This window comes from Vogesella urethralis, assembly GCF_007644045.2.
GTDB lineage: Bacteria > Pseudomonadota > Gammaproteobacteria > Burkholderiales > Chromobacteriaceae > Vogesella > Vogesella urethralis.
On record NZ_VMDW02000058.1, the window covers coordinates 47,648 to 73,248 of the forward strand.

The 25,601-nt window shown below is 66.1% G+C and carries 18 protein-coding genes and 1 tRNA gene; 11 read left to right on the forward strand and 8 right to left on the reverse strand.

The annotated features are described in order from the left end of the window. Positions 1–14: 14 nt before the first annotated feature. Entirely contained in the window at positions 15–1,676 is a 1,662-nt protein-coding gene (locus tag FLQ03_RS04560; RefSeq protein ID WP_144373305.1) for a S8 family serine peptidase, read from the reverse strand. A 78-nt stretch (positions 1,677–1,754) separates the two neighbouring features. Next, complete coding sequence (locus FLQ03_RS04565; RefSeq protein ID WP_144373306.1) at positions 1,755–2,132, reverse strand: SirB2 family protein; 378 nt, start codon at positions 2,130–2,132, stop codon at positions 1,755–1,757. Positions 2,133–2,231: 99 nt separating this feature from the next. Here FLQ03_RS04565 and recC point away from each other — a divergent pair, with 99 nt between their 5' ends. The 7 genes from recC (at position 2,232) to FLQ03_RS04600 (ending at position 14,952) form a co-directional block, all read left to right on the forward strand. Next, positions 2,232–5,408, forward strand: coding sequence for an exodeoxyribonuclease V subunit gamma (recC, locus tag FLQ03_RS04570; protein ID WP_144373307.1), 3,177 nt, complete (start codon positions 2,232–2,234; stop codon positions 5,406–5,408). A 262-nt stretch (positions 5,409–5,670) separates the two neighbouring features. Further along, complete coding sequence (recB, locus tag FLQ03_RS04575) at positions 5,671–9,240, forward strand: exodeoxyribonuclease V subunit beta (protein ID WP_144373308.1); 3,570 nt, start codon at positions 5,671–5,673, stop codon at positions 9,238–9,240. Positions 9,241–9,309: 69 nt separating this feature from the next. Then, a complete protein-coding gene (locus FLQ03_RS04580; protein WP_144373309.1) occupies positions 9,310–10,266 on the forward strand; it encodes a substrate-binding domain-containing protein in 957 nt (318 codons plus the stop codon). Between the two features lie 93 nt (positions 10,267–10,359). Continuing rightward, positions 10,360–11,847: a polyphosphate:AMP phosphotransferase gene (gene pap, locus FLQ03_RS04585; RefSeq protein WP_144373310.1), complete on the forward strand. Its 1,488-nt coding sequence runs from the start codon at positions 10,360–10,362 to the stop codon at positions 11,845–11,847. Then, a complete protein-coding gene (gene recD / locus FLQ03_RS04590) occupies positions 11,844–13,565 on the forward strand; it encodes an exodeoxyribonuclease V subunit alpha (RefSeq protein ID WP_240802198.1) in 1,722 nt (573 codons plus the stop codon). The genes pap and recD overlap by 4 nt, the downstream gene beginning before the upstream one ends. A 137-nt stretch (positions 13,566–13,702) precedes the next feature. Continuing rightward, positions 13,703–14,584, forward strand: coding sequence for an NUDIX hydrolase (locus FLQ03_RS04595; protein ID WP_144373311.1), 882 nt, complete (start codon positions 13,703–13,705; stop codon positions 14,582–14,584). Positions 14,585–14,751: 167 nt separating this feature from the next. Then, the gene (locus FLQ03_RS04600; protein WP_144373312.1) at positions 14,752–14,952 is read left to right on the forward strand and encodes a hypothetical protein; all 201 of its coding nucleotides are present in this window, start codon (positions 14,752–14,754) and stop codon (positions 14,950–14,952) included. Between the two features lie 53 nt (positions 14,953–15,005). Here the strand turns inward: FLQ03_RS04600 and FLQ03_RS04605 are convergent. Beyond that, a tRNA-Arg gene (locus tag FLQ03_RS04605) sits at positions 15,006–15,082 on the reverse strand. Between the two features lie 156 nt (positions 15,083–15,238). Between FLQ03_RS04605 and FLQ03_RS04610 the strand changes: the two genes are divergently transcribed. Further along, positions 15,239–15,979 (forward strand): c-type cytochrome, encoded by a 741-nt coding sequence (locus FLQ03_RS04610; RefSeq protein WP_144373313.1) that lies wholly within the window; start codon positions 15,239–15,241, stop codon positions 15,977–15,979. 166 nt (positions 15,980–16,145) lie between these two features. Here FLQ03_RS04610 and FLQ03_RS04615 read toward each other — a convergent pair whose 3' ends face one another. Both FLQ03_RS04615 and FLQ03_RS04620 read right to left on the reverse strand, forming a co-directional pair. Further along, positions 16,146–16,925, reverse strand: coding sequence for a bestrophin-like domain (locus tag FLQ03_RS04615; RefSeq protein WP_144373314.1), 780 nt, complete (start codon positions 16,923–16,925; stop codon positions 16,146–16,148). Positions 16,926–17,017: 92 nt separating this feature from the next. Beyond that, positions 17,018–19,042, reverse strand: a complete 2,025-nt coding sequence (locus FLQ03_RS04620) for a UvrD-helicase domain-containing protein (RefSeq protein ID WP_144373315.1) — start codon at positions 19,040–19,042, stop codon at positions 17,018–17,020. Positions 19,043–19,187: 145 nt separating this feature from the next. On the opposite strand from FLQ03_RS04620, the gene FLQ03_RS04625 reads away from it, so the two are divergent. Next, entirely contained in the window at positions 19,188–20,009 is an 822-nt protein-coding gene (locus tag FLQ03_RS04625) for a symmetrical bis(5'-nucleosyl)-tetraphosphatase (RefSeq protein WP_144373316.1), read from the forward strand. Between the two features lie 112 nt (positions 20,010–20,121). Here FLQ03_RS04625 and FLQ03_RS04630 read toward each other — a convergent pair whose 3' ends face one another. From FLQ03_RS04630 to mutM, 3 genes are all read right to left on the reverse strand, one after another. Continuing rightward, positions 20,122–21,447, reverse strand: a complete 1,326-nt coding sequence (locus tag FLQ03_RS04630) for a dicarboxylate/amino acid:cation symporter (protein ID WP_144373317.1) — start codon at positions 21,445–21,447, stop codon at positions 20,122–20,124. Between the two features lie 148 nt (positions 21,448–21,595). Continuing rightward, entirely contained in the window at positions 21,596–22,369 is a 774-nt protein-coding gene (locus FLQ03_RS04635; RefSeq protein WP_144373318.1) for a lysophospholipid acyltransferase family protein, read from the reverse strand. A 14-nt stretch (positions 22,370–22,383) separates the two neighbouring features. Beyond that, the gene (mutM, locus tag FLQ03_RS04640; protein ID WP_144373319.1) at positions 22,384–23,199 is read right to left on the reverse strand and encodes a bifunctional DNA-formamidopyrimidine glycosylase/DNA-(apurinic or apyrimidinic site) lyase; all 816 of its coding nucleotides are present in this window, start codon (positions 23,197–23,199) and stop codon (positions 22,384–22,386) included. A 78-nt stretch (positions 23,200–23,277) separates the two neighbouring features. Here mutM and FLQ03_RS04645 point away from each other — a divergent pair, with 78 nt between their 5' ends. Then, the gene (locus FLQ03_RS04645) at positions 23,278–25,041 is read left to right on the forward strand and encodes a tetratricopeptide repeat protein (protein ID WP_144373320.1); all 1,764 of its coding nucleotides are present in this window, start codon (positions 23,278–23,280) and stop codon (positions 25,039–25,041) included. After that, positions 25,038–25,601, forward strand: coding sequence for a lipoprotein insertase outer membrane protein LolB (gene lolB, locus FLQ03_RS04650; protein WP_144373321.1), 564 nt, complete (start codon positions 25,038–25,040; stop codon positions 25,599–25,601). Before FLQ03_RS04645 ends, lolB begins: the two co-directional genes overlap by 4 nt.

Genomic DNA, 25,601 nt, shown 5'->3' on the forward strand with positions numbered 1-25,601 from the left:
TTTGACATCATCTTTCAGTGCCCCCAAACGGTAATGCGCAAGCTATTGAGCGTGGCGGGTGCTTCGTTGACCTGTACACCGCCCTCTCTGTAGATACGACGGGTATCACTCAGGCGGAGTTTCCAGTTGCCGGAGCCAAAGCTTTCCCCCAGATGGCGTACCGAACCAAAGGTAAATGGATTCATCGGTACACTGCATCGTCTCGAGCTTGGCATCCATCCTGGCTGACCATAGCAAGAACGGGGCATGGCAAGCATGCTGCTACGTCCGTTCGGGCTATCCAGCGTTATATCCATATCACTGCTACTGGCGGCATCCGGTATGGCCAGTGTGATTTCAACAAACTCAATGGTGTTGATGCTGCAGCTGTTCAGGGTCAGGGTAGTGCTGACTTCGGAGCTGTCATCCGGAATGGACAAGTTGGGTGACGAGCTAGCCTCGCATTTCCGTAATGCTGGCAGGCCGCTAAAAGTACGTGCCATCGTCACTGCCGCATTGCTGTCGAGACGGCCAAAGCCGGTGCGGTAGGTAAAATTGCCATTACCAATGGCAGAGGGAAACTTCGGGGTTTCCAGATCGGTACGTGCGGTGCTGGCCAGAATCCAGCGGATGTCGCGCCAGCTAAGCATGGGGTTGGCCCGAAGCATCAGCGCGGCAGTACCACTCACCAACGGTGTGGCAGCCGACGTGCCGGCAAAGTTGTTGCGGTACTGTTTGTTGTTGCCGAGGTTACCGGTCTGGCTTAGTGCTGTTGTCAGCAGTCTGGTGCTGGCAATATTTGTACCGCCTTCAGCGGCGATCAGGACATTGCTGCCGGGCTCTGTAAAGGAAGACGCTGACCCATTCTCGTTGATCGATCCGACAGTCATCATCATCGGGTGGTTGTTGAGATAGTCGTAATTGCTACGCTCGTAAGTGGCACTACTGGGCTCGCCGCCATTGCCCGCTGCGATGAAGTACACCAGGCCGCGTCCGCAACGCGCTTGGGTGGCACCGTTGATAACGCTCTGGCGCCACAGGGTGCCTGCATCAGGATACAGCTCACCGGTGCCGTCTGTACTGCCCCAACTGTTATTCACAACCGACACGACATCATTGGCATGCAGCATGGCCGCTGCGTCCTGCAGGTCGGAGCTGCCATTGGCCGCGAGCAGGTTGTGTGCGACTAGCTTGGCATTGGGGGCGATCCCCAGCACACCTTTACCGTTCGCCGCTGCCGCAATGAGGCCAGCCACTGCAGTGCCGTGATCGTTGCTCGTCAAGGTTGGGCTGGGGTCAGCGGCGCTTTTACCGTTATCAACGATATTGCGCGATTGTCCGGTCAGCACATTGCTGGCCAGGTCTTCATGATTCAGTTCCACCCCATCGTCCACGACCGATACCACGATACCCTGGCCTGTATTGCCCGCAAGCCAGGTATTTTCCAAGGCAAGCGCCGTTGGCTGCAGGTGCCATTGCTGGCTCGAATAGCCTTCCCCCAACTGTGCAATGGCCGTCGCCGGCTGTAGCGCGTTGCAATTGCTTGTGCCGTTGCTGGTAACAGCGGGGACCGCTGTGTAAGCATTGCCGGCAGTATCAATACTGGTCTGACTTGCGCTGTTGTTCCCACCACCGCCACCGCCACAAGCGGTCAGCAGCGTGGTGGCCAGCAGCAAGCCAAGAGAAGTTGTTTTCATTTTGTGTCGTCATCGAAGCGTGATGGCAACATTTTATCTGCCTGGCATGGTTGTGCAAACGGCATTTCTGCCAGCAGCCTAGAATGGCCACACCAGCTTGGTCTTGGCCACTGCAATCATGTAGAGCGGCATCGCCAGCGCTGCCAGCAGCACCACGGCGCGCCACGGCGATCCTTGCAGCCGTTTCAGGCCGATGCTGGCCAGCGCGATGTACGCCAGCAGGGCAACCAGCTTGGCCGCCAGCCACGGCTGGTTGTGCGGCGACAGCCCGGCCATCACCGCCAAGGTGATGGCGGCGGCCAGCAGCGCGGTATCGATCAGGTGCGGGGTGATGCGCAGCGCACGGGTGTGCAGCGCGGCCGGGCGCAGGTAGGACAACGCGGCGCGCACGGCAAACAGGCTGACCGACAGGTAGGCCAGGCCGGCGTGGGCGTGTTTCAAAGTCTGGTAATCCATCTCGTGTTTCCGGGGTAAAGGTTGGCCGCCATGATAGCGGTTTGAACAGGCAGCAGAATGCTACACTGCCGGCATCGATGCCTTCGCCATAGCTGTGCCATGCCGCTGAACCTGTATCAATCCAACCGCCTAGAAGCCCTGGGCATCCTGTACAGCCACCTCACAGACAGCCCGCTGGACGATCCGTTCGCGCCCGAGCGCATCATCGTGCAAAGCCGGGGCATGGGGCGCTGGCTCACGCTCAATCTGGCGCGCCAGCGCGGGCTGGCGGCCAACCTCGATTACGTGCTGCCGGCCGGTTTTGCCTGGCGGCTGATGAAAACCGTGCTGCCCGAGCTGCCGCCCAAGTCGGCGTTTGCGCCGGAGGTGCTGGCCTGGCGGCTGGTAGACGTACTGCCCACGCTGTCCGGCGAGCCGTTCACCCCGCTGCAACGCTATCTGGAAGGCGGCCCGCTGGCCTGTTTTGAGCTGGCCGGTAAAGTGGCCGACATCTACGACCAATACCTGGTGTTCCGCCCGGACTGGATTCGCGCCTGGGAAGCCGGCCGCCTGCTGGGGCTGGGCGACGACGAAGCGTGGCAGGCCGCGCTGTGGCAGCAGTTGGCCGCCGACGTGCCCGGCCGCCACCGCGTGATGATGCTGGACGACTTCTTTGCCGGCCTGCGCCGCGAGCACCTGCCGCAGCGGGTATCGGTATTCGGCATTGCCACGCTGGCGCCGATGTACCTGGCCTTGCTGCAACGCATGGCGCAGCTTACCGAGGTCAACGTGTTCCTGCTCAACCCCAGCGAGGCCTACTGGGGCGACCTGCGCGCCCGCGCGCCGCAGGGCGACCTGTTCGGCGACGCCGCCGCGGCCAGCGGTCACCCGCTGCTGGCGTCGCTGGGCCAGCAAGGGCGCGACTTTTTCGACGAGATTGCCGGCGGTGTCGGCGAGCCGGTGTCTGCCTTCATGGCACCCGACAGCGACAGCCTGCTGGCGCGGCTGCAGCACGACATCCTTACCCTGACGCCGCCGTCGCAGCAGCCGGCACCGCATCAGCCCGGCGATGCCTCCATCGTCTGCCACATCGCGCACAGCCCGATGCGCGAGCTGGAAATCCTGAAGGATCAGCTGTTGGCGATGCTGGCCGCCGATCCGTCGCTGACGCCGGCCGACATCGCCGTGCTCACCCCCGACATCAACGCCTACGCGCCGTATATCGACGCCGTGTTCGGCTACCGCGACGACGCGCCGTCCATCCCGTACAGCATTGCCGACCGCCGCCTGGCGCGCGAAGTGCCGCTACTGGCCACCTTCGGCAAGGTACTGCAGCTGGTGGACGGCCGCTTCGAAGCCAGCGAAGTGCTGGCGCTGCTCGATTGTGCCCCGTTGCTGGCACGCTTCGGCCTGGGCGACGACGACGTCAGCCTGCTCACCGCCTGGGTGCGCCGCGCCGGCATCCGCTGGGGCCGCGACGCCGCGCACAAGGCAGCGCTGGGGCTGCCGGCCGACGCCACCCACACCTGGCGCTGGGGGCTGGACCGCCTGCTGCTGGGCACCATGCTGCCGGCCAGCCTGGCTGGCGACGGCGCGCCGCTGTTTGCCGGCCTGCTGCCGGACAGCGCAGCCCAGGGCCAGTTGGCCGACAAGCTGGCCAGCCTGGCCGCGCTGTACGACACGCTGGCAGGGTTGGCCGCCAGCTGGGCGCAGCCGGCTAGCGTGGCCGACTGGGCCGAGCGCCTGCGGTTGGCGGCGCAGGCGCTGTTTAGCGTGGCAGAAGACGACGAAGCCGCGCTGCAGCAGCTGTACGCCATCGCCGACGCGCTGGCCGCCGACGCCGCGCTGGCGCAGTTCCACCGCCTGGTGCCGCTCACCGTCATCCGCGACGCCGTGCTGCGCCAGCTGGAAATGTCGTCCAGCGGCGGCTTCCTTACCGGCGGCCTCACCTTCTGCGCCATGGTGCCGATGCGCTCCATCCCGTTCCGCGTGCTGTGCCTGGTGGGCATGAACGACGGCGCCTACCCGCGCGACGAGCGCCCGGTCAGCTTCGACCTGGTGGCGCGCCACCCGCGCCGTGGCGACCGCTCGCGCCGTTTCGACGACCGCTACCTGTTCCTGGAAGCCATCCTGTCGGCGCGCGACACCCTGTACCTGAGCTGGGTTGGCCGCAGCGTGCGCAGTGACGAACCGCTGCCGCCGTCGCCGCTGGTAGCCGAGCTGCTGGATACGCTGGGCCAGATGTGCGGCGAAGACGTGGCCCCGGCGCTGACCACCCGCCACCCGCTGCAGCCGTTCAGCCGCCATTACTACGACGGCACGCTGCCCAGCTACGAACCGCTGTGGGCGGCCGCGCTGGCGGCGCCCGCCGGCGACGCGCCACCGTTTGCCACCGCCTTGCCGTACGCCACGCCGCCGGTGGTACTGCTGGCCGACTTCCTGCGCTTCTGGCGCAACCCGGTGCGCGCTTGGCTGGCAGACCGCCTGGGCCTGAAACTGGCGCGCCACGCCGACGAGCTGCCGGTACGCGAACCGTTTGCCATCGACCGCGACAGCCGCAGCACGCTGCGCGACACGCTGGTGGGTGCCATGCTGGCCGGCCAGCCGCTGCGCCATGCCGAAGCGCGGCTGGCAGGGCAGGGCTTGCTGCCCGACGCGGCGCTGGGCGAGGCCTGGCTGGGGCTGGAGCGTGCCGCCAGCGCCCGCTTTGCCGCCCGCCTGCCGGACGCGCTGCTGGCCGACACCCTGCCGCCGCAGCCGGTACGGCTGCAACTGGGCGAGGTGATGCTTAGCGGCGAGCTGGCCGGCTTGCGGCCGGAAGGCCTGCTACGGGTAGTGCCGCGCAAGGCCAACGCGCCGGAGCTGATCACCTTGTGGCTGGAGCACCTGGTACGCTTGGCCGCCGGCCTGCCCGGCGTGGCGCCGGACAGCGTGCTGTACGCCGACGACGGCGTGCATCGCTTTGGCGCCTTCGACGCCGATGGCGTGGCGCTGGCCGCCGGCGAGCTGCTGCAGGCGTGGCTGGCGCGTTACCTGCAAGGCCAAAGCCAGCCGCTGCCGTTCTTTGCCCGCACCTCGCTTGCCTACGCCCGCGCCGACAGCGGCAAGGAAATGGGCGCCGCGCAAAACGAATGGGCGCCCGACTTCACCGGCCTCGGCCGCAGCCCGCAGCGCGACGACGCGGCCAACCTGCTGGCCTTCCGCCATCAGGAGCCGCTGTCCGACCCGCTGTTCGTACAGCTGGCCGAGACCCTGCTGCGGCCGCTGGTGGGCGCGCTGCAGCAGGTGAAGGATTGACGGTTTTTAGCCACGAACCCCACGAAAAGCACGAAAAAAGCCAGTGAGATGCTTGTTGTTAGGCTGCTTTCGTGTTGTTTCGCGGTTTTGTGGCAAAAGAATGCTTAGCCACGAACGCCATGAAAAGCACGAAAAAAGCCAGTGCGATGCGTGTTGTCAGGCTGTTTTTCGTGTTGGTTCGTGGTTTTCGTGGCAAAAACAGCCTTTGATTTTCTGACGCTAGCAGTAAACGTTTATTGAACCTCTTTGACGGTCGTACCGCATGCACCCCCTCGACGCCCTGAACTGCCCGCTGTCGGGCATCAACCTGATCGAAGCCTCGGCCGGTACCGGCAAGACCTGGACCATCGCCGCGCTGTACACGCGCCTGCTGCTGGAGGACGCGCCGGACGGCACGCCGCCGCCCACGCTGGACCGCCTGCTGGTGGTGACCTACACCAAGGCCGCCACCGCCGAGCTGCGCGAGCGGCTGCGGCGCCGGCTGGTGGAGCTGTGGCAGCTGCTGGACGGGCAGGGCCCGGATCAGGGTCTGGGCGGCGACCCCTTCCTGCAGGCGCTGGCCGAGCGCTTGGCCGCCAGTAACCTGGACCTGGCGCGGCAACGGCTGCGCGACGCCATCACCGGCTTTGACGCCGCCGCCATCTACACCATCCACGGCTTCTGCCAGCGCGTGCTCACCGACGCCGCCTTCGACAGCGGCCAGACCTTTGCCGCCGAGCTGGCCACCGACAACCTGGCCGAACTGCAGCAGCTGGCCGACGATTTCTGGCGCACCCGCATCGTGGCGCAGCCGGCGCTGGCGCAGATACTGGCCGAAAACGGCGACACGCCGGAAGGCTGGCTGGCCGAGGTGCGGCCGTGGCTGTCCAAGCCCTACCTGCGCATGCCCGCCATCGCCAGCGACGCGCTGCTGGCCGCCCGCGAGGCCGCGGCCAAGGCCTGGGCGCAGCTGCAGGCCGACGCGGCCAGCCTGCCGCAGGCGGCCGACCTGCTGTTGGCCGCGCCCGGCCTGAAGCAGACCAGCTACAAGCCGGCGCAGTGCCAGCGTTACCTGCGCCTGCTGCAATTGCTGCTGGCCGACGCCAGCCTGCCGCAGCTGTCGGCGCAGCAGGCGAAAGACCTGGCGCGGCTGGCACAAAGCCAGCTCGACAAGGGCGTCAACAAGGGCCACAGCGCGCCACAGCACCCGCTGTTTGTGCGGGTGGAAGCCTGGCTGGCGGCGTGGGATGGCTACAGCGCCTTGCTGGCGCAACAGCTGGCCGGCCTGAAGCTGGCGATGATCGTGTGGATCAACGAACAGGCGGTGGCGCAGCGCCGCGCCACGCGCCGTCGCGGCTTTGACGACCTGCTTACCGACCTGGCCGCCGCGCTGGACGACCCGCAGCACGGCGACAGGTTGGCCGCACGCATCGCGGCCGACTTCTCCATCGCGCTGATCGACGAATTCCAGGATACCGACCCGCTGCAATACCGCATCTTCCGCCGCGCCTTCGTGCTGCAGCAGCGGCCGGTGTTCATGGTGGGCGACCCCAAACAGGCCATTTACAGCTTTCGCGGCGCCGACATCTTTGCCTACCTCAGCGCCCGCCGCGACGCCCCGGCCGAACGCCAGTACACGCTGCTGACCAACCGCCGCAGCCAGCCGCCGCTGGTGCAGGCGGTGAGCGGCCTGTTTGCGCGGCCGCAGCCGTTCCTGCTGGACGGTATCGATTACCCGCCGGTGGACGCCGCACCCAGCGGCGGCAGCCGTTTGCAGGCCGACGACGGCGACGCCGCCTTCAACGTGCTGCGCTTTCCGGCCAGCGACAGCGCCAAAGGCGTCAGCAAGGGCGAGGCCACGCAGTACGCCGCCGAAGCCACCGCCCACGAGATTGCCCGCCTGTTGGGCGACGCCCGCGCTGGCCGCGCCGCACTGGCTAAAGGCGAGCAGACGCGGCCGCTGTGCGGCGGCGACATCGCGGTGCTGGTCGCCACCCACCGCCAGGGCGACGCCGTGCGCGAGGCGCTGGCGGTACGCGGCGTGAAAGCGGTGGCACTGACGCAGGAAAGCGTGTTCGCCAGCCACGAGGCCGGCGAGCTGCTGGCGCTGCTGCGCGCCTGGGCCGAGCCGGCGTCGGAAACGCGGCTGAAAGTGCTGTGCGCCACCACGCTGCTGGGGCTGGACGCAGCGCAGCTGCTGGCGCTGACCGAAGACGAAACGGCGTGGGAAGCGCGGCTGGCGGCCAACCAGGACGACCACCGCCGTTGGCTGCAGCGCGGCTTCATGGCGGCCTGGCGCAGCTTCATGGCACGCGAGGGCGTGGCAGCGCGCCTGCTGCCGTTGCCCGACGGCGAGCGGCGGCTGACCAACCTCGGCCATCTGGCCGAACTGCTGCAGCAGGAGGCCGAACGCATTGCCGGCATGGCGCCGCTGCTGGCCTGGTTCGAGGCGGCGGTGGCCAACCCGCCGGCCGGCGAGGAGGCGCTGCTGCGGCTGGAAAGCGACGCCGAACTGGTCAAGATCGTCACCATCCACACCTCGAAGGGGCTGCAGTACCCGCTGGTGTTCTGCCCCTTCCTGTGGGACGGCGCGCTGGAGCGGCGCGACACCACCTTCTGGCGCTACCGCGACGGCGACGAGGCTTGGCTGGCGCCGGGCGAGCTGGTGGACGCTGCCGCCCGCGACGCGGCGCGCGGCGAGATCCTGGCCGAAAAGCTGCGCCTGCTGTACGTGGCGCTGACTCGCGCTGAGCACCGCCAGTACATCGTGTGGGGCCACGTGAAAGACATGCAGACCGCGGCGCTGTCGTGGCTGCTGCACGGCCGCCATGCGGCCAACCTGGCGGCGCTGGAAGACACCGAGTTGTCCGACGCGCTGATCGGCGCCGACCTGGCCGCCTACGCCGCCGGGCAGGGCGGGGCGGTGTGCTGCCGCGAGGTGAATGTGGCGGTGAACACCTTGCCGCCGCCGCCGGCCAGCGTGTTCCAGCCGCAGGTGCAGGCGGTGCACCGCCGCCTGCGCACGCCGTGGTTCATCAGCAGCTTCAGCAGCCTGACGCGCACGCTGCACGGCAGTGCGCCGCAGGCCAGCGAGGCGCCGGACCACGACCATGGCGTGCTACAGCCGGTGGACCCCACCGAGCTGCGGCCGGACCGTTTTGCCTTCCCGCGCGGCGCGCGCGCCGGCACCTGCCTGCACGACATGTTCGAGCGGGTGGACTTCACCCAGCCGCAAGGTTGGCCGCAGGTGGTGGCCGAGGCCTTGCAGCGCCATGGTTTTGACGCGCTGTGGCAGGACGCCGCGCTGGACATGCTGCACGCCACCATCACCGCCGAGCTGGCCCCCGGCGTGCGGCTGGCCACGGTGCCGGCGACGCAGCGGCTGGTGGAAATGGAATTCACGCTGCCGGCCGACGGCCTGAGCCTGCCGGCGCTGCAAGCGGTGCTGACCGACCCCGGCAACGGCCTGGCGGCACCGCTGCGTGCCGCGGCGGCGCAGCTGGATTTCGACCGCGTGCGCGGCTACCTGAAAGGCTTCATGGACCTGGTGTTCGTGGCCGACGGCGCGCTGTGGCTGGTGGATTACAAGTCCAACCACCTGGGCGACAGCGTGGCTGACTACGGCCACGACGCGCTGGCGGCGTCGATCGCGCGCGAACACTACTACTTGCAGTACCTGATCTACTGTGTGGCGCTGCGCCGCTACCTTACGCAACGCGCGCCGCAGCTGCGGCTGGGCGGCGTGCGTTACCTGTACCTGCGCGGCATCGACGGCAGCGGTGCCGGCGTGTGGTGCGACGCGCCCGGCGAGGCGTTGCTGGCGCAGCTGGACGCGCTGTTCGTGGCGGGCTGAACAGGCATTGCCACTTATTGCCGGCTGTCTACACTGAAACATCCGCATCGCCACTCCACGGGGCTGCCCATGATCCATCGCTTTCTGCTGCTGGCCGGCGTGCTTGCCACCTTGTGCGCGTCGGCAGCGGCGGCGCCGGCCAGCATCATTTTCATTCCCAAGGGTGCCAGCCACGTGTTCTGGAAGGAAATGGCGCGTGGCGCGGAGGAGGCGGCGCGCCAGCAGGGCCTGAAACTGACCTGGCGAGGCCCGGCGCTGGAAAACGACGCGGTGTCGCAAGGCAAGCTGATCGGCTACTACAGCGGCAAAGGCATGGCCGGCATGATTGTGGCGCCGAACGCGTCGGCCGAGTTGCAGGCGCCGCTGCAAGGCGCACGCCAGGCCGGCAGCCAGCTGGTGATCGTCGATTCGCCGTTGCAGCCGTCGCTGGGCCTGCCGTATGTGGGCACCCATAATCTGGCCGCCGGCGAGGCCGCGGCCGACTTTGCCGCCCGCCTGAAGCCGCCGCCGCGCAAGGTGCTGCTGTTGCGCTTTTCGTCGCTGCACGACTCTACCCGCGAACGCGAAAACGGCTTCCGCGACCGTTTGCGCCAGCTGCTGCCGGCGGTGCAGTTCGAAGACGTGCCCGACACCGGCATCTCGGTGGCCGACAGCCGCAGCAAGACGCGGGTGCAGCTGGCGCGGGTGACGGACGCCGACCTGGTGTTCACCCCCAACGAGTCCACCACCGAAGGCAGCATCCAGGCGCTGCAGCAAAGCGGGCTGGCCGGCAAGATCCGGCATATCGGTTTCGATTACACGCCGCTGATCGACAGGGCACTGCGCAGCGGTCAACTGCAGGCGACCGTGATGCAGGACCCGTACCAGATGGGCGTGCGCGCGGTGGCCGTCATGCAGCTGCTGCTGGACGGCAAGCCGGTGCCGGCCACCAGTTACATCCCGGCAACGCTGGTGACGCGGCAGAACCAGGCCGAGCCGGCGGTGGCGGCCAAGGTGCGCCCGTTCCTGGGGTATATCCAGCGCTGATGCGGCGTGCCATTGCCTGAACAGCGTGCTCTGGCTTTACAATCCTGTCATGCCCGCCGCCGCCGTGCGGCCAACCAGACAGGAAGGACCACCATGTTCGAATCCGCCGAGATCGGCCACGCCATCGACAAGGCCAGCTACAAAGCCGAAGAAGCCCGTCTGCGCGAGGCGCTGCTGGAGGTGCAATACGAGCTGAAGCAGCGCAGCGAGTTTCCGGTGCTGCTGCTGATCCACGGCATGGACGGCGCCGGGCGCGGCGAAATGCTGAATCAGCTGAACGAATGGCTGGACCCGCGCCTGATCCACACCGCCGCCTTCGACACCCCCAACGACGACGCCCGCGAGCGGCCATGGATGTGGCGCTACTGGCGCGAGCTGCCAGCCAAGGGCCGGCTGGGCATGTTCTTCGGGTCGTACTATTCCGACGCGCTGTTCGACCGCGTGGACAGCAAGACCAATCGCGATACCTTCGACAAGCAGCTGTTCGACATCCTGCGCTTCGAGCGCATGCTGGCCAACGACGGCGTGATGATCATGAAGTTCTGGCTGCATCTCACCGAGGAAAAGCAGAAGAAACGGCTGAAAGCGCTGGAAAAAGACCCGGCCACCGCCTGGCGCGTCACCCCGGCCGACTGGCAGCACCACCAGCAGTACAAGCGCATCCGCGACAACGCCGAGCACATGATGCGCCTTACCAATACCGCCTACGCGCCGTGGCTGGTGGTGGACGGCGAAGACGCCAACTACCGCAGCCTGGCAGTGGGCCGCGCCTTGCTGCAGGCGCTGCAGCAACGGCTGGCGCTGGCGCAGGGCTGGCACGCGCGCTCCGACGACGGTGCCATCACCCCGCCGGCCGACAACAAGCTGCTGCTGGATTCGCTGCAGCTGGACCATGCACTGAGCAAGGACGACTACAAAGTCCAGCTGGAGGCGCTGCAAGGCCGCCTCAACGGGCTCACCCGCCACCCCGGCTTTGCCGAGCATTCGCTGGTGCTGGCGTTTGAAGGCAACGACGCCGCCGGCAAGGGCGGTGCCATCCGCCGCATTACCCAGGCGCTGGACGCCCGCCGCTACCGCGTGGTGCCGGTGGCGGCGCCCACCGAGGAAGAGCGCGCCATGCCGTGGCTGTGGCGCTTCTGGCGCCACGTGCCGGGCAAGGGCAAGGTCACCATCTTCGACCGCACCTGGTACGGCCGCGTGCTGGTGGAGCGGGTAGAAGGCTTTGCCAGCGCCACCGACTGGATGCGCGGCTATTACGAGATCAACGACTTCGAGCACCAGCTCACCGACAACAAGGCCATCGTGTTGAAGTTCTGGCTGGCCATCAGCGCCGACGAGCAGCTGGCGCGCTTCAAGTCGCGCGAGGAAACCGGCTTCAAGCGCTTCAAGATCACCGAAGAAGACTGGCGTAACCGCGACAAGTGGGACGACTACAAGGTGGCGGTGTGCGACATGATCGACCGCACCAGTACCAGTGCCGTGCCGTGGACGCTGGTGCCGGCCAACAACAAGTACTACGCCCGCATCAAGGTACTCACCACCATTTGCGAGGCGCTGGAAGCCAGGCTGGGCAAAGCATGAGCGTGACGGATACCGCCGACAGCCTGCTGCCGGCGCAGCTGGGCAGTTTGCTGGCGCGGCTGGACCCGCAGCACGGCGCGGCGCTGGCGCCGCTGTTGCAACGCCTGCTGGCAGCGTTGGCCGCCGGCCACGTGTGCCTGGCCGGTGTTGGCCGCGACGAGCTGGCGCTGTTGCGGCGCAGCCCGCTGGCCGGGCGCCCCGGCGACTACGCGCCGCTGATCGTGGACGACGCCGGCCGCCTGTACCTGGCGCGGCAATGGCAGGACGAAACGCGGCTGCTGCACGCCCTGCAGGCACTGGCGGCCGACCCGCAACCGCTGGCTGGCGACGTGGACGGCGTGCTGGGCGGCTTGTTTCCCACCGCAGCGGCTGGCGACTGGCAACGCTTGGCCGCCTGGCTGGCCACCCGCCGCCGCTTCATGGTGATCTCCGGTGGCCCCGGCACCGGCAAAACCACCACCGTGGTGCGCTTGCTGGCGGCTCTGGCGGCGCTATCCGACCGCCCGCTGGTGATGGCGATGGCCGCGCCCACCGGCAAGGCGGCGGCGCGGCTGACCGAGTCGGTACGCGGCGCCCGCGACGCGCTGCCGGTAGCCGACGCCGTACGTCGCCAGCTGCCCGACAAGGCGCAGACGCTGCACCGCCTGCTGGGCCTGGTGCCCGGTACCGCGCAGCCGCGCCACCATGCGGCCAACCCCTTGCCGCTGGATGTGCTGGTGGTAGACGAGGCGTCGATGGTGGACCTCACGCTGATGGCGCAGACGGTGGCAGCGCTGCCGCGCCACGCCCGGCTGATTCTGCTGGGCGACCGCTATCAGCTGGCGTCGGTGGAGGCCGGGGCCGTGCTGGGCGATATTTGCAGCCAGCAAGCGTGGACCCCGGCGACCGCGGCCAGCCTGCAAGCCTGCGGCGTGACGCCGCCGGGCGCGGTGGACGGCGACGCGGTGCTGGCCGATAGCGTGGTGGTGCTGGAAAAAAGCCACCGTTTTGGCGAGCACTCCGGCATCGGCAAGCTGGCCCGTGCCGTCAACGCCGGCGACGCCGCCGCGGCGCAAGCGCTGCTGCAGGACGGGCGCGACGATCTGGCGTGGCAGGCGCACGGCCCCGACGCCGCGCATTTGCTGGCGCTGCGCCAGCCGTACTGGCAAGCACTGGACGGGCTAGGCGACAGCGACGACTGGGCCGGCCTGTTTGCCGCCTTCAACCAGTGCATGCTGTTGGCCGCAGAGCGCCACACGGTGGACGAGGTCAATGCCGCCATCACCGCCACCTTGCAACAGCGTGGCCGCAAAGCGGCCGACAGCGACTGGTACCCCGGCCGCCCGGTGATGGTGACGCGCAACGACTACAGTGTGGGCCTGTTCAACGGCGACATCGGCCTCACCGTGCAGCGCGGCGAGCGGCTGCGGGTGATCTTCCCCACTACCGACGGCGGCTGGCGCGAGGTATCGCCCGCCCGCCTGCCCGAGCACGACACCGTGTACGCGATGACGGTGCACAAATCGCAAGGCTCCGAGTTTGGCGAGGTGTGGTTGCTGCTGCCGGCACAACCTACTGCCACGCTGACGCGGGCGCTGGTGTACACCGCCATCACCCGTGCGCGGCAGCGCTTCGTACTGGCTGGCAGCCTGGCCGTGCTGCAAGCCGGCGTACAACTGGCGCCGCTGCGGCAATCGGGCCTGGCCGAGCGGCTGTGGCAAGCGGCGAGCGCGGGCTGAGCGGCAGCGCGTGCGGCCAACTGTTGCATTCCTGCCAGCGGGGGCGCGTTATCGATAGGGCCACAGCGGTCAAAGCTGCACAGCGCGATGGCATTCTCCGTAAGATGGCGCCTTCTCGAAAGCAGCAGGGAGTGCTCATGCAGGTGCAAGCCGTTGCCGACTGGCTGGAAGACGCCATCCGCTACGATGATTCGGATTTTCTGCCTTTGATGCTGGGTAACCATGCCATCGGTTACGTCAATACCGCCTGGCGCCAGCGCCTGCAGCAAGCGCACGGCGAGCTGTTTGCCGTGCAGGCTGATCGTGTGGCATTGCTGGCCGAGGGCCTGGATTACGCCGCCTGTTCCGCCAGACTGCAACAGGCGGCCGAAGCCTGGCGCGACGCCGGCTGGCTGAACGGCTGGCGCAACGAGCGCTTTATCGCCTACCTGCCCGACGGTACGCCCTGTTTCGAGCTGGAGCGCGCCGCGTTCCGCCCGCTGGGCCTGACCAGCCGTGCGGTACACCTGAATGGCCTTAGCCGCTTGCCGGATGGCGAAATCCGCATGTGGATCGGCCGCCGCAGCCCGTTCAAGGACGTGGCCCCCAACCGGCTGGACAACCTGATGGGCGGCGGCGTGGCCGCCGGCGAAAGCATTACCGATGCGCTGCTGCGTGAAGGCTGGGAAGAGGCTGGCATGCAGCCGGCGCAACTGCAGCCGTTGCAGCAGCAGGCCTTGTTGCTGGCTACCCGCCCGGTGGCGCGTGGTCTGCATCGTGAGTGGCTGTTCGTGTACGACATCTGGCTGGACCCGGCTACGGCGCCGCAGAACCAGGACGGCGAGGTGGCCGAACACGTATTGATGCCGCTGGCCGACGTGGTGCAGCACATCCTCAACGGCCAGTTCATGAGCGACGCCGCGCTGGTGGCGGCCGACTGTCTGGCGCGGCTGGGCTACTGGGGCGATGCGTCGTCGCAGCTGGCGGCCAAGCTGGCACCCGTACGTGCGGTTGTGGGCGAAAACGTACAGGGGCGGTAACGGGTGCACCCCGTCAGCATGCAAAAAGCCGGCGTAGCGCCGGCTTTTTTGTTGATTGTCCGACAGTGGCTGGTGCGGGTCGGTTTTATCGATTATCGATGCTGTAAAGCTGTTGTATTGTGGCTACCGTAGATTGCACGCAATAAAATAACAATACGGTACTTGCCATGTTCCGCTTGCGTTTGGTGTCGCGCCACTTTGGCGTGGACGAAAAGGGGCCGCTGTACGCCAGCCGTGAAGAGGCGGTGAAAGCGGCGCAGCTGATGCTGCATATCCATTCCTACCCGGTACGCGCCGAAGTGCGCCAGTTTGTCGATGGCAACTTCCGCCAGACCAGGGTGGTAGAAGTGCTGGAGCGGCACGAGTAATGTCACGGGCATGAAAAAGCCCCGCCAGTGTTGGGCGGGGCTTTGCAATGAGGTGGCGTACCCGACTGGAATCGAACCAGCGACCTTCAGCTTCGGAGGCTGACACTCTATCCAACTGAGCTACGGGTACACTTCAAGCCGCGCAATATAGCCTATGCGCGGCATTTTCGTCCAGCGCCATTGCGCTGGCGCAAACATTATCGAAGCGACATTTTGCCGCGGCAAGGCTTTGCCGTATAATTTCCCTATTCTTCGGATTGTCATTATTAATTCAGGTGAGGCAGGAATGAGCAACGAAACCAAAGCCCCAGGCAAGATCATTACGGTCCTGTTGGGCGTTGTCGTGCTGTTGGTAATAGCAGTTTATCTGCTGGCCAAATTGGCCACCGGCGGCTTTGATGTCAATGCGGAAGTGATGACCAAGGAAGCCGTGGCTGCCCGTCTGAAGCCGGTTGGTGAAGCCAAGGCCAGCGATGCACCGCCGGGCATGAAAACCGGCAAACAGGTTTACGAAGGTATCTGTATCACCTGTCACGGCGCCGGCCTGGCCGGCTCTCCGAAGTTTGGTGACGCTGGTGCCTGGGGCGCCCGTATCGCCAAAGGCTGGGACACCCTCACCCTGCACGCGCTGCAAGGCTTTAACGCCATGCCGGCCAAAGGTGGTGCTGCCGACCTGACCGACGACGAAGTCAAACGTGCGGTTGCCTACATGGGTAACGCTGCTGGTGGCAAGTTCACCGAACCGCCGGTAGGTGGTGCTGCAGCAGCCGGTGCCGATCTGGACCCGGCCACCGTGGGCAAGAAAGTGTACGAAGGCGTGTGTGTGGCCTGTCACGGTAGCGGTGCTGCCGGTGCGCCGAAGTTTGGCGACAAGACTGCCTGGGCCCCGCGTCTGAGCAAAGGCGAAGACGCTCTGCTGGCCTCGGCCACCAAAGGCCTGAACGCCATGCCGGCCAAAGGTGGCTACACCGGTTCCGATGCCGAGTTCAAAGCTGCCGTCCAGTACCTGACCGGCGCTGCCAAGTAATTTGCCGCCCGCTTGGCGGGCTGGCCATGAAAAACCCCTGCTTTTTGGCAGGGGTTTTTCTTTTGCTGCCGGCTACGGTGCGGCATGTGGCTGTGGTCTGGCTGCGGCCAACCTTGGCCTGCCATACGTAAGCCTGCGCGGCAGCAACAAATCGTGATAACAGACCCTAGTGCATGCCGGCCAGCAGCGCTTTCATGGCTTGGTCGGCGTCGTTGACGCGGATCAGCCCCTGGCGCGGGTATTCCAGATCGACAATCACGAATACCGCCAGCGCCATGATGGTGGCGAACACGATGATGTGCAGCCAGCTGCGTTCGCCGTTGCCGGCCATGTCAAAGCCCACCAGTAGCGCCCCCACCAGAATCAGCACCGCCAGCAGGATGAAGACTACGGCTGGCGGGTGGTTTTGCGTGGCCATGGCGCGGGTGGTGGTGATGTCGAACATGTCGTTCAGTGCCGGCAGCAGTAGCATGGCGGCTTGTGGTGCAGCGCCGGCTTGCTGGCTGGCGGTCAGTGCTGCCTGCCAGATCTGCCCCTGCAACTGGTTGGCCGCAGCCAGCTGTTGCTGCTGGCTGGCGAGGTCGCTGCCGTGCTGGTAGGCGGTGCTACGCAGCGCGGTATAGTGGCGGAACTGCTCGCGCAGTGCCGGCTGGCTGGCGGGGGGCAGCAGGTCCAGCCGCAGCCAGGCGGTGCCGATGGCGTTGACCTCTTGGGTGACCAGGTGACGGCGTGCCTCAAAGCGCTCGGCGGCGCCAGAAAAGGTAAACGCGATCAGCAAGCCCATCAGGCCGAATACGGCGGCTTCGGCGGCGCCGGCGCCCTTGCCGGGTTCGGCGCCGCCACTGGCCAGCCGGCGCTGGCCCAGTCGATGGCCGGCTTCGAAACAGAGCAGCATGCCGGCAAACAGGCCGGCGCCGATGACGGCGGTGGTGGCGGTAAGATCCATGTTTTCCTTTGTTATCGTTATTCAATTTCGATAACAAAGAGAGTGTGGCAGCGGGCTTGTTGCTGTAAAGCGTTACGCGGCTAGCGGTGGCTTCAGCCGCCTTTGTCGTCGGTTTTCTGCACCTTGCTGCCCAGCATGGCGCTCAGGTTGGCCAGCCGGCTCTTGCCTTCGGTTTTGCTGACGATGGGTTCGCCGCCCTTGCGGCCGAAGTGGCGCACGTCGTCGCCGCTGATCTCGCTGATGAAGCGCGACGGCTCCACGAACAGCCATTCGCCGGCACGGCGCCGTTTCACGCAGTAGGTGAGGGTGAGGCTGCGCTGGGCGCGGGTAATGCCCACGTACATCAGGCGGCGTTCCTCTTCCACCATGCCGTTATCTACCGATTCGCTGTGCGGCAAGATGCCTTCCTCGCAGCCCACCAGGAACACGTGCGGGTACTCCAGGCCCTTTGACGCATGCAGCGTGGACATGTGTACCGCGTCCACCTCGCCTTCGTCGCGGCCTTCCAGCATGGTGATCAGCGCGATGGTCTGGGTCAGTTCGATCAGGTTCTTGCTGTCGGCCTCGCCCTTGCGCTGCAGCCAGGCCACCAGTTCGAACACGTTCTTCCATTTGCTTTCCGCCGCCTTGGGGCTGTCCTCGCTGTCGTACAGCCAGGCTTCGAAACCGATCACCTTCAGCATGTCCATCACCAGCTCGCCGGCGGGTTCGCGCGTGGCGCGGTATTGCAGGCTGGTGATGAAGCGGCAGAAGTCTTCCAGCGGCTTGAGCTGCGCATCCTGCACCTGTACGCGAAAGCCCGGCTCGCTGGCGCTGGCAAACAGGCTCTTGTCGAACAGCGCGGCGCTGGCGCCCAGTTTTTCCAGCGTGGTGGCGCCGACGCCGCGTTTGGGCGTGGTGAGCGCACGGATGAAGGCCGGGTCGTCGTCGGGGTTGGCGATCAGGCGCAGGTAGGCCAGCACGTCCTTGATTTCCGGCTTGTCGAAAAAGCTTTGCCCGCCGGCCATCTGGTACGGAATGCGCTGGTTGCGCAGCGCGGTCTCGAACACGCGCGACTGATAATTGCCGCGGTACAGGATGGCGTAATCCTTGAAGCTGGTGTGGTACTCGAATTTGTGCGCCAGCAGGCGCTGCACCACGATTTCGGCCTCGTGGTCTTCGTCCTTGCACATCACGGCGTGGATGGGTTCGCCCAGCCCCAGCTCGCTCCACAGCTGCTTTTCGAACAGCTTGGGGTTGTTGGAGATCACCGAGTTGGCCGCACGCAGGATACGCGCGGTGGAACGGTAGTTTTGCTCCAGCTTCACGATTTTCAGCGCCGGAAAGTCGTGTTGCAGCAGGCGCAGGTTTTCCATATTGGCGCCGCGCCAGGCGTAGATGCTCTGGTCGTCGTCGCCCACTGCGGTAAACAGGCCGCGTACGCCGGCCAGCAGTTTCACCAGCCGGTACTGGCAAGTGTTGGTGTCCTGGTATTCGTCGATCAGCAGGTAGCGCAGGCGGCCCTGCCACTTGATCAGCACCTCGGGGTGAGTCTGGAACAGCCCTACCGGCAGGCGGATCAGGTCGTCGAAGTCCAGCGCCTGGTAGGCCATCAGCGTGGCCTGGTAGGCGCTGTAGGTGGTGGCGCAGATGCGGTCGAACTCGTTATCGGCGGCCACCAGCGCTGCGTCGGCGTCCATCAGCTCGTTCTTCCACAGCGAGATGCGGCTTTGCACCTTGCGCACCTCGTCCTTGTGCGTGCTTTTCAGGATGTCGGAGATGATCTTGGCGGCGTCGTAGCTGTCCAGGATGGAAAACTGCGTCTTGTAGCCCAGGTGCGGCGCCTCCTGGCGCAGGATGTGCATGCCCAGCGAGTGGAAGGTGGACACGGTAATGCCCTTCAGCTCGCGGCTGTCCATCAGCTTGCCCACCCGCTCCAGCATTTCGCGCGCCGCCTTGTTGGTAAAGGTGATGGCGGCGATGTGCCGGGCCTCGTAGCCGCACTCGCGGATCAGGTGGCAGATCTTCTGGGTAATCACGCGCGTTTTGCCGGAGCCGGCGCCGGCCAGCACCAGCAGCGGGCCGTCCACGTACTTGATGGCGTCGCGTTGCGGGGGGTTCAGTTGCAGCAGGGACATGGGCTGTCGTCAATCCTTCATCGATAGCGGGCATTGTAGCGCAGGGCAGGGCCCGCGCAGCGGCCACGGCTGGCGGCACATCCATTATCATCGGGGCTGCGGCATGCGCTATGGCCAACCCGGCCGCAATCAGCAAGGAAAATACATGGCCACTTACGCGATTGGCGATTTGCAGGGCTGCTTTACGCCCTTTATGGCGCTGTTGCGCCAGATTGATTTCAACCCGGGCCGCGACACGCTGTGGCTCACCGGCGACCTGGTCAACCGCGGCCCCGAGTCGCTGCAGGTGCTGCGCTGGGTGTTCGAGCACCAGGACAGCGTGCAGACGGTACTGGGCAACCACGATCTGCACCTGCTGGCGGTGTCCGAGGGCTACGGCAAGGTGCACAGCGACGACACCATCCAGCCCATTCTGGACGCCGCCGACAGCAAGGTGCTGCTGGACTGGCTGCGCTGCCAGCCACTGATGATCTACGAGCAGGGCTACGCCATGGTGCACGCCGGCCTGTTGCCGGAGTGGAGCATCAAGAAGGCGCTGCGCCTGGCCGAGGAGGTGGAGGACGAGCTGTCCGGCAAGCACCACCGCCAGTTTCTGGGCAAGCTGTACGGCAACAAGCCGCTGCGCTGGCAAGACGACCTGAAGGGCATGGACCGCCTGCGGCTGATCGTGAACGCCATGACGCGCATGCGTTTCATCAACCAGGACGGCGAGCTGGACCTGTCGTACAAGGGCGAGCTGGATGGCGCACCGCCGCACCTGTTGCCGTGGTTTGAGGCCGCTGCCCGCCGCAGCGTGGATACGCCGATTGTGTGCGGCCACTGGTCGGCGCTGGGCCTGCACTTGGAGGACGACGTGCTGGCCATCGACAGCGGTTGCCTGTGGGGTGGCAGCCTCACCGCGGTGCGGCTGGAAGACCGCGCCGTGTTTTCGCTGCCGTGCCAGGCTTACCGCGAGATCACCCGCTAGGGTTGGCCGCAGGCTGCGGCCAACCTTTGATACAGCGCATGGTATAGCGCAAGACGCAAAAAGCCCCGGTGTCCGCACCGGGGCTTGTTACTGACAGTATGCTGCCCTTGGCTTAGCTCAGCTCTTTGGACACTTCGCGTGCCAGGTGCGGGGCTTCAACCGGGGCACCGTGGTTGATCGGCGTCGGGTTGGCCAGCTCGCGCGCCATCTGTTCGGTGTCCAGCGAGTCTTCCCACTTGGCTACCACCACGGTGGCCACCGCGTTGCCGATCAGGTTGGTGATGGCACGGGCTTCGGACATGAAGCGGTCGATACCCAGGATCAGTGCCAGGCCGGCTACCGGGATTTCCGGTACTACTGCCAGCGTGGCGGCCAGGGTGATGAAGCCGGAGCCGGTCACGCCAGCCGCACCTTTGGAGGTGAGCAGCAGCACGCCCAGGATAGTCAGCTCTTGCGTCAGCGTCAGGTCGATATTGCAGGCCTGGGCGATGAAGATGGCCGCCATGGTCAGGTAGATCGAGGTGCCGTCCAGGTTGAACGAGTAACCGGTCGGAACCACCAGGCCGACTACCGGCTTGGCGCAACCCAGCTGCTCCAGCTTGGTCATCAGGCGCGGCAGGGCAGATTCGGACGACGAGGTGCCCAGCACGATCAGCAGTTCTTCCTTGATGTACTTGATCAGCTTCCACACGCTAAAGCCGTAGAAGCGGGCGATGCTGCCCAGTACCAGGCCCACGAACAGCACGCAGGTCAGGTAGAAAGTGCCCATCAGCGATGCCAGCTGTACCAGGCTGCCGACACCGTATTTACCGATGGTGAACGCCATGGCGCCAAAGGCACCGATCGGCGCCAGCTTCATGATGAAGCCGATCATCGCGAACAGCACGTGCGACACTTTTTCGAAGAAGCCCAGTACCGGTTTGCCTTGCTCGCCCATCAGCGACAGGCCGGCACCGAACAGGACCGAGAACAGCAGTACTTGAAGGATCTCGCCTTCGGCAAAGGCACCCACTGCACTTTGCGGGATGATGTGCAGGATGAAGTCTACCGTGCTCTGGCCGGCAGCCTTTTCGGTGTACTTGGCAATGGCGCCGGTATCCAGCGTGGCGGGGTCGACGTTCATGCCGGCACCCGGTTGAACGAAGTTCACCACCAGCAGGCCGATGGCCAGGGCGACGGTGGTTACCACTTCAAAGTACAGCAGGGCCTTGCCGCCGACGCGGCCAACCTTTTTCATGTCTTCCATGCCGGCAATGCCGACCACGATGGTGCAGAAGATGATCGGCGCGATCATCATTTTCACCAGCTTGATGAAACCATCACCCAGCGGCTTGAGCTTGGCGCCCAGCTCCGGCATGAAGTGGCCCAGCATCACGCCCAGGATGATGGCGACGATCACCTGGAAGTACAGCGATTTGTAGAACGGCTTACCCGACATATCGACCTCTCTATGTGTTGTAACGGCACGCTGTGCGTACCGTGCTATCAGAGGCGATCATGCCTGCCCGGCGCGGGGCGCTGAATTGGGTATTTCCGCATTGCGGAAATCCCCAATGGCGACCCGTGTGGCATGAAAAGGCGTGTTGTCAGGCGTCGGCCGGCAATTGCAGCGCGTCGGCAATGCGGCGACGCGAGGTATCGGACAGCAGGAAGCGGGTCTGGCTGGCGCACTCGGCCTGGGTGATGGCGGCGGTGTAATGCACTTCCACCACCATGGCGCGGGTGCGCAGGATCTGGCAGATGCTCTGCCAGAAAGTGGTGTCGCCGGCGTAGGCCGCCGCCTCGCAGAACTGGCCACCGGGGGTGGTAAAGCGGATGGCCACCGGCTGCACGTTGGCGCAGGCCAGCCGTGCCGCTTCGAACAGCGACGCCTTGAACGGCAGCAGGCCGCGGCCATCCGAGGTGGTGGCTTCGGGGAACACCGCCATGCAGCCGCCGTCGTGCAGCGCCTGCGCCAGCTGCTGGTTGACGCGGCTGGCGTCGCGGCGGTTAGCGCGGTCGATAAACAGCGTGCCGGCGTTCTTTACCAGAAAGCCGGCTACCGGCCAGTCGCGCAGCTCTTTCTTGGCCACGAAGCGCGACACGGTAACGCTGTTCAACGCAAAGATGTCCAGCCACGACACATGGTTGGCCACCACCAGCGTATTGGGCGGGTACACACCGGGCGGGTTGCCGCACACCTTTACCTTGATCGCCAGGATGTGCAGCAACTGGCGCGACCAGCGCTGGGTGATGACGGCGCGCTCGGCCTGGGCCAGGCGCGGGTAAACGGTGGCAACGGTCAGTACGCCGCGCAGCAGGTGCAGGCCAAGGCGTGCCAGGCGCAGCGCGCGAACGGGTAGGGCGGTAGTGTGGTGCACGGAACGGTCGGGTCTCACAGGGGTTGGCAATGCGGGCAGAAGCAGCTGCTGCGCTGGCCCTGGCGAAGTTCGGCGATCAGCGCGCCGCAATCATGACAGGTCAGGCCGGCGCGGCCATACACTTTATAGCTTTGCTGGAAGTAGCCGGGCTTGCCCTTGGCGTCGGTAAAGTCGCGCAGGCTGCTGCCGCCGGCCTCGATGGCACGTGCCAGCACGCGCTTGATCTCGGTGGCCAGCCGGTCGCAGTCGGCTCGGCCAAGCTGGCGCGACTCGCGCGCCGGGTGAATGCCGGCGTAGAACAGCGATTCGTTGGCGTAGATGTTGCCGACGCCCACCACGACATGGTTGTCCATGATGCTGAGCTTGATGGCGCTGCCGCGGCGGCGGGTTGCCTCGAACAGCACGCTGCCGTCGAAGGCGTCCGACAGCGGCTCCGGCCCCAGGTTCGCCAGCAGCGGGTGCGCCTCGGCCGGCCCCTGCTGCCACAGCATAGCGCCGAAACGGCGCGGGTCGCGATAGCGCAGAACCGTTTCACCCAGTTCGATGTCTATGTGGTCGTGCTTGTCGGGCAGGGTGCCCGGCGGCACAAAGCGCAGGCTGCCGGACATGCCCAGGTGCACGATCAGCGTGCCGTGGTCGAAATCCACCAGCAGGTATTTGGCGCGGCGGCTAACGCCGCGTACCGTGCGTCCGGCCAGCAGGGAGGGCAGCTCGGGCGGCACCGGCCAGCGCAGGCTGGGCTGACGCAGCAGCACGCCGCGCACGGTGGCGCCTTCTAGCTGCGGGCTGACGCCGCGGCGGGTGGTTTCGACTTCTGGCAATTCCGGCATGGGACTGTCCTTGCGCGCTGCATGAATTCACTGGATGGCATGGTATTCTACCTGCCTGTATCGAAGTCTGGGCCTAGCATGAATGCACTTTTCAGATTTGCCGCAGTACTCGCCCCGCTGGCATTGGCTGCCTGCGCCTCGACCACGCCGCCGGTGGTGACAGCTCCGGTTGCCAGCCAGCCGGTCGCCGCCGCGCCGGAGCAGGACGACGAGCCGAAGGTCGTGGCCGACGCCGACAATCCGGCCGTCCCCAAGCTGCAGCTGAAACCGGAGTGGTTGTACGGCGTGGTGATCTCGGAGTTGGCCGCACAGCGCGGTAACGTGGCCCAGGCTGCCGAAACCTACCTGTCGCTGGCGCGTACTACCCGCGACCCGCGTCTGGCGCGCCGTGCATCGGAATTTGCCTTGTTCGCTGGCCAGATCAACACCGCCAGTGCGGCACTGAGCCTGTGGCTGGAGCTGGACCCGGCAGATGAAGTGGCGCGCGAGCAGTTCTTCATCACCCTGTTGCGCAGCGGCAAACTGGCCGAAAGCCGCGGTTTGCTGGAAACCATGCTGCAGCAGCAGCCCAAGCGCGCTGCCGCCATCTTCGTCCAGCTGGCGCGGCTGGCTGCCCGCCAGAGCGACAAAGCCGGCACCGAGCAGCTGGTGAGCGAGTTGGCCGCACGCTACCCCGATTTGCCGGAAGCCCGCTTTGCCCATCTGGCGGCGGCGGCCGAGGCCGGCAAGCAGGACGCTGTCGATGCCGAGCTGGCCCGCCTGGCGCAGATTGCCCCGCAGTGGGACCTGCCGGTCATGTGGCAGCTGGAGCGCCTGCGCCGCCAGAGCCCGACACTGGCGACCGAGTTCCTGAAAGCCGAGCTGGCGCGCCGGCCGCAGGCCAGCGTCGAGCTGGGCATGAACTATATCCGTCTGCTGGCGGGCGAGAAGCGCTACACCGAAGCCGATGCCTACGCGCAGACCTTGCTGCAACGCTTCCCCAAGCAACCGGCACTGCTGCATCTGGCCGGCCTGCTGGCGTTCCAGAACGGCAAGCTGGAGCCGGCCAGGCAGTATCTGCAGGCGGCGCTGGCCAACGGTTTCAACGACCCGAACGAACTGCGCTTCGTGCTGGCCCAACTGGCAGAAGAGCGCAAACAGCCGCAGGAAGCGCAAACCTGGTACGCACAGGTAGACGCGGGCGATAACCTGCTGCCTGCCAAGGTGCGCCTGGCGCAGCTGCAGGCAGCGGCAGGTTTGTGGCAGCAAGCCATCGACAGCCTGGCGCCGTTGGCCGCCGACCCGCAGCAGACGGTACGCATCAGCCTGGCCCAGTCGCGTATTGCCAAGGACGCCGGCCAGCCGCAGCGTGCCGTCGAGCTGATGGACCAGGCGCTGAAGGCCATGCCGCAGCAGGCCGATCTGCTGTATGAACGCGCGCTGCTGCTGGACGGCTTGCAACGCCCGGCGGAAGCCGAGCAGGATCTGCGTGCCATCCTGAAAAACCGTCCGGACGACGCCCAGACCCTGAACGCCCTCGGCTACGTACTGGCCAATCAGGGCCGCAACCTGAAAGAAGCGCAAGGCTATATCGAGCAGGCGCTGAAGGCCGAGCCCGATAGCGCCATGTTCCTCGATAGCCTGGGCTGGGTGTTGTACCGCCAGGGCCACGCCCAGCAGGCGCTGAAATACCTGCAGGATGCCCACGCCCGCATGGCCGACCCGGAAGTGGCCGCCCATCTGGGCGAGGTGTTGTGGAGCCTGGGGCGCAAGGACGAAGCCCGCGCCGTGTGGGACAAGGCCCGCCAGCAAGACCCGGATCACCCGGTACTGACCGAAACCCTTAACCGACTGAAACCATGAAGCCTTACTTTGGCTGGCTACTGGCCGGCCTGCTGCTGGCCGGTTGTGCCAGCACCCCCGAACTGAATGCCCCGCTGGCGACGCCGGCAGCCAGCGTACAGGACCAAGCGTTTGAAACCGGCGGCCGCCTGGCCGTCAATTATCAGGGCAAGGGCGAAGTGGCCAGCTTTGACTGGCAGCACGCGCCCGAGCGCGACCAGCTGGACGTGAAAACGCCGATCGGCAATACCGTAGCCAGCCTTAGCCGCGATCGCCACGGCGTGACGCTGAAGGCCAACGGCAAAGAGCAGTACGCCGCCGACGTGGAAACGCTGACCGAGGCCACGCTGGGTTGGCCGCTGCCGCTGTCCAATCTGGCCTGGTGGGCGCGCGGGCACGCCGCCCCCGGCTGGCCCGCCAGCTACGCCGACGATGGCCGCCTGCAACAGCAAGGCTGGCTGATCCGCAATACCCAGGACGCCGATACCCGCCTGCCGCGCCGGCTGGAGCTGGAACGCGAAGGCATGAGCATCCGCCTGGTGTTCTCGCGCTGGCAGTGGCAAACCGAACCGCAACCCTGA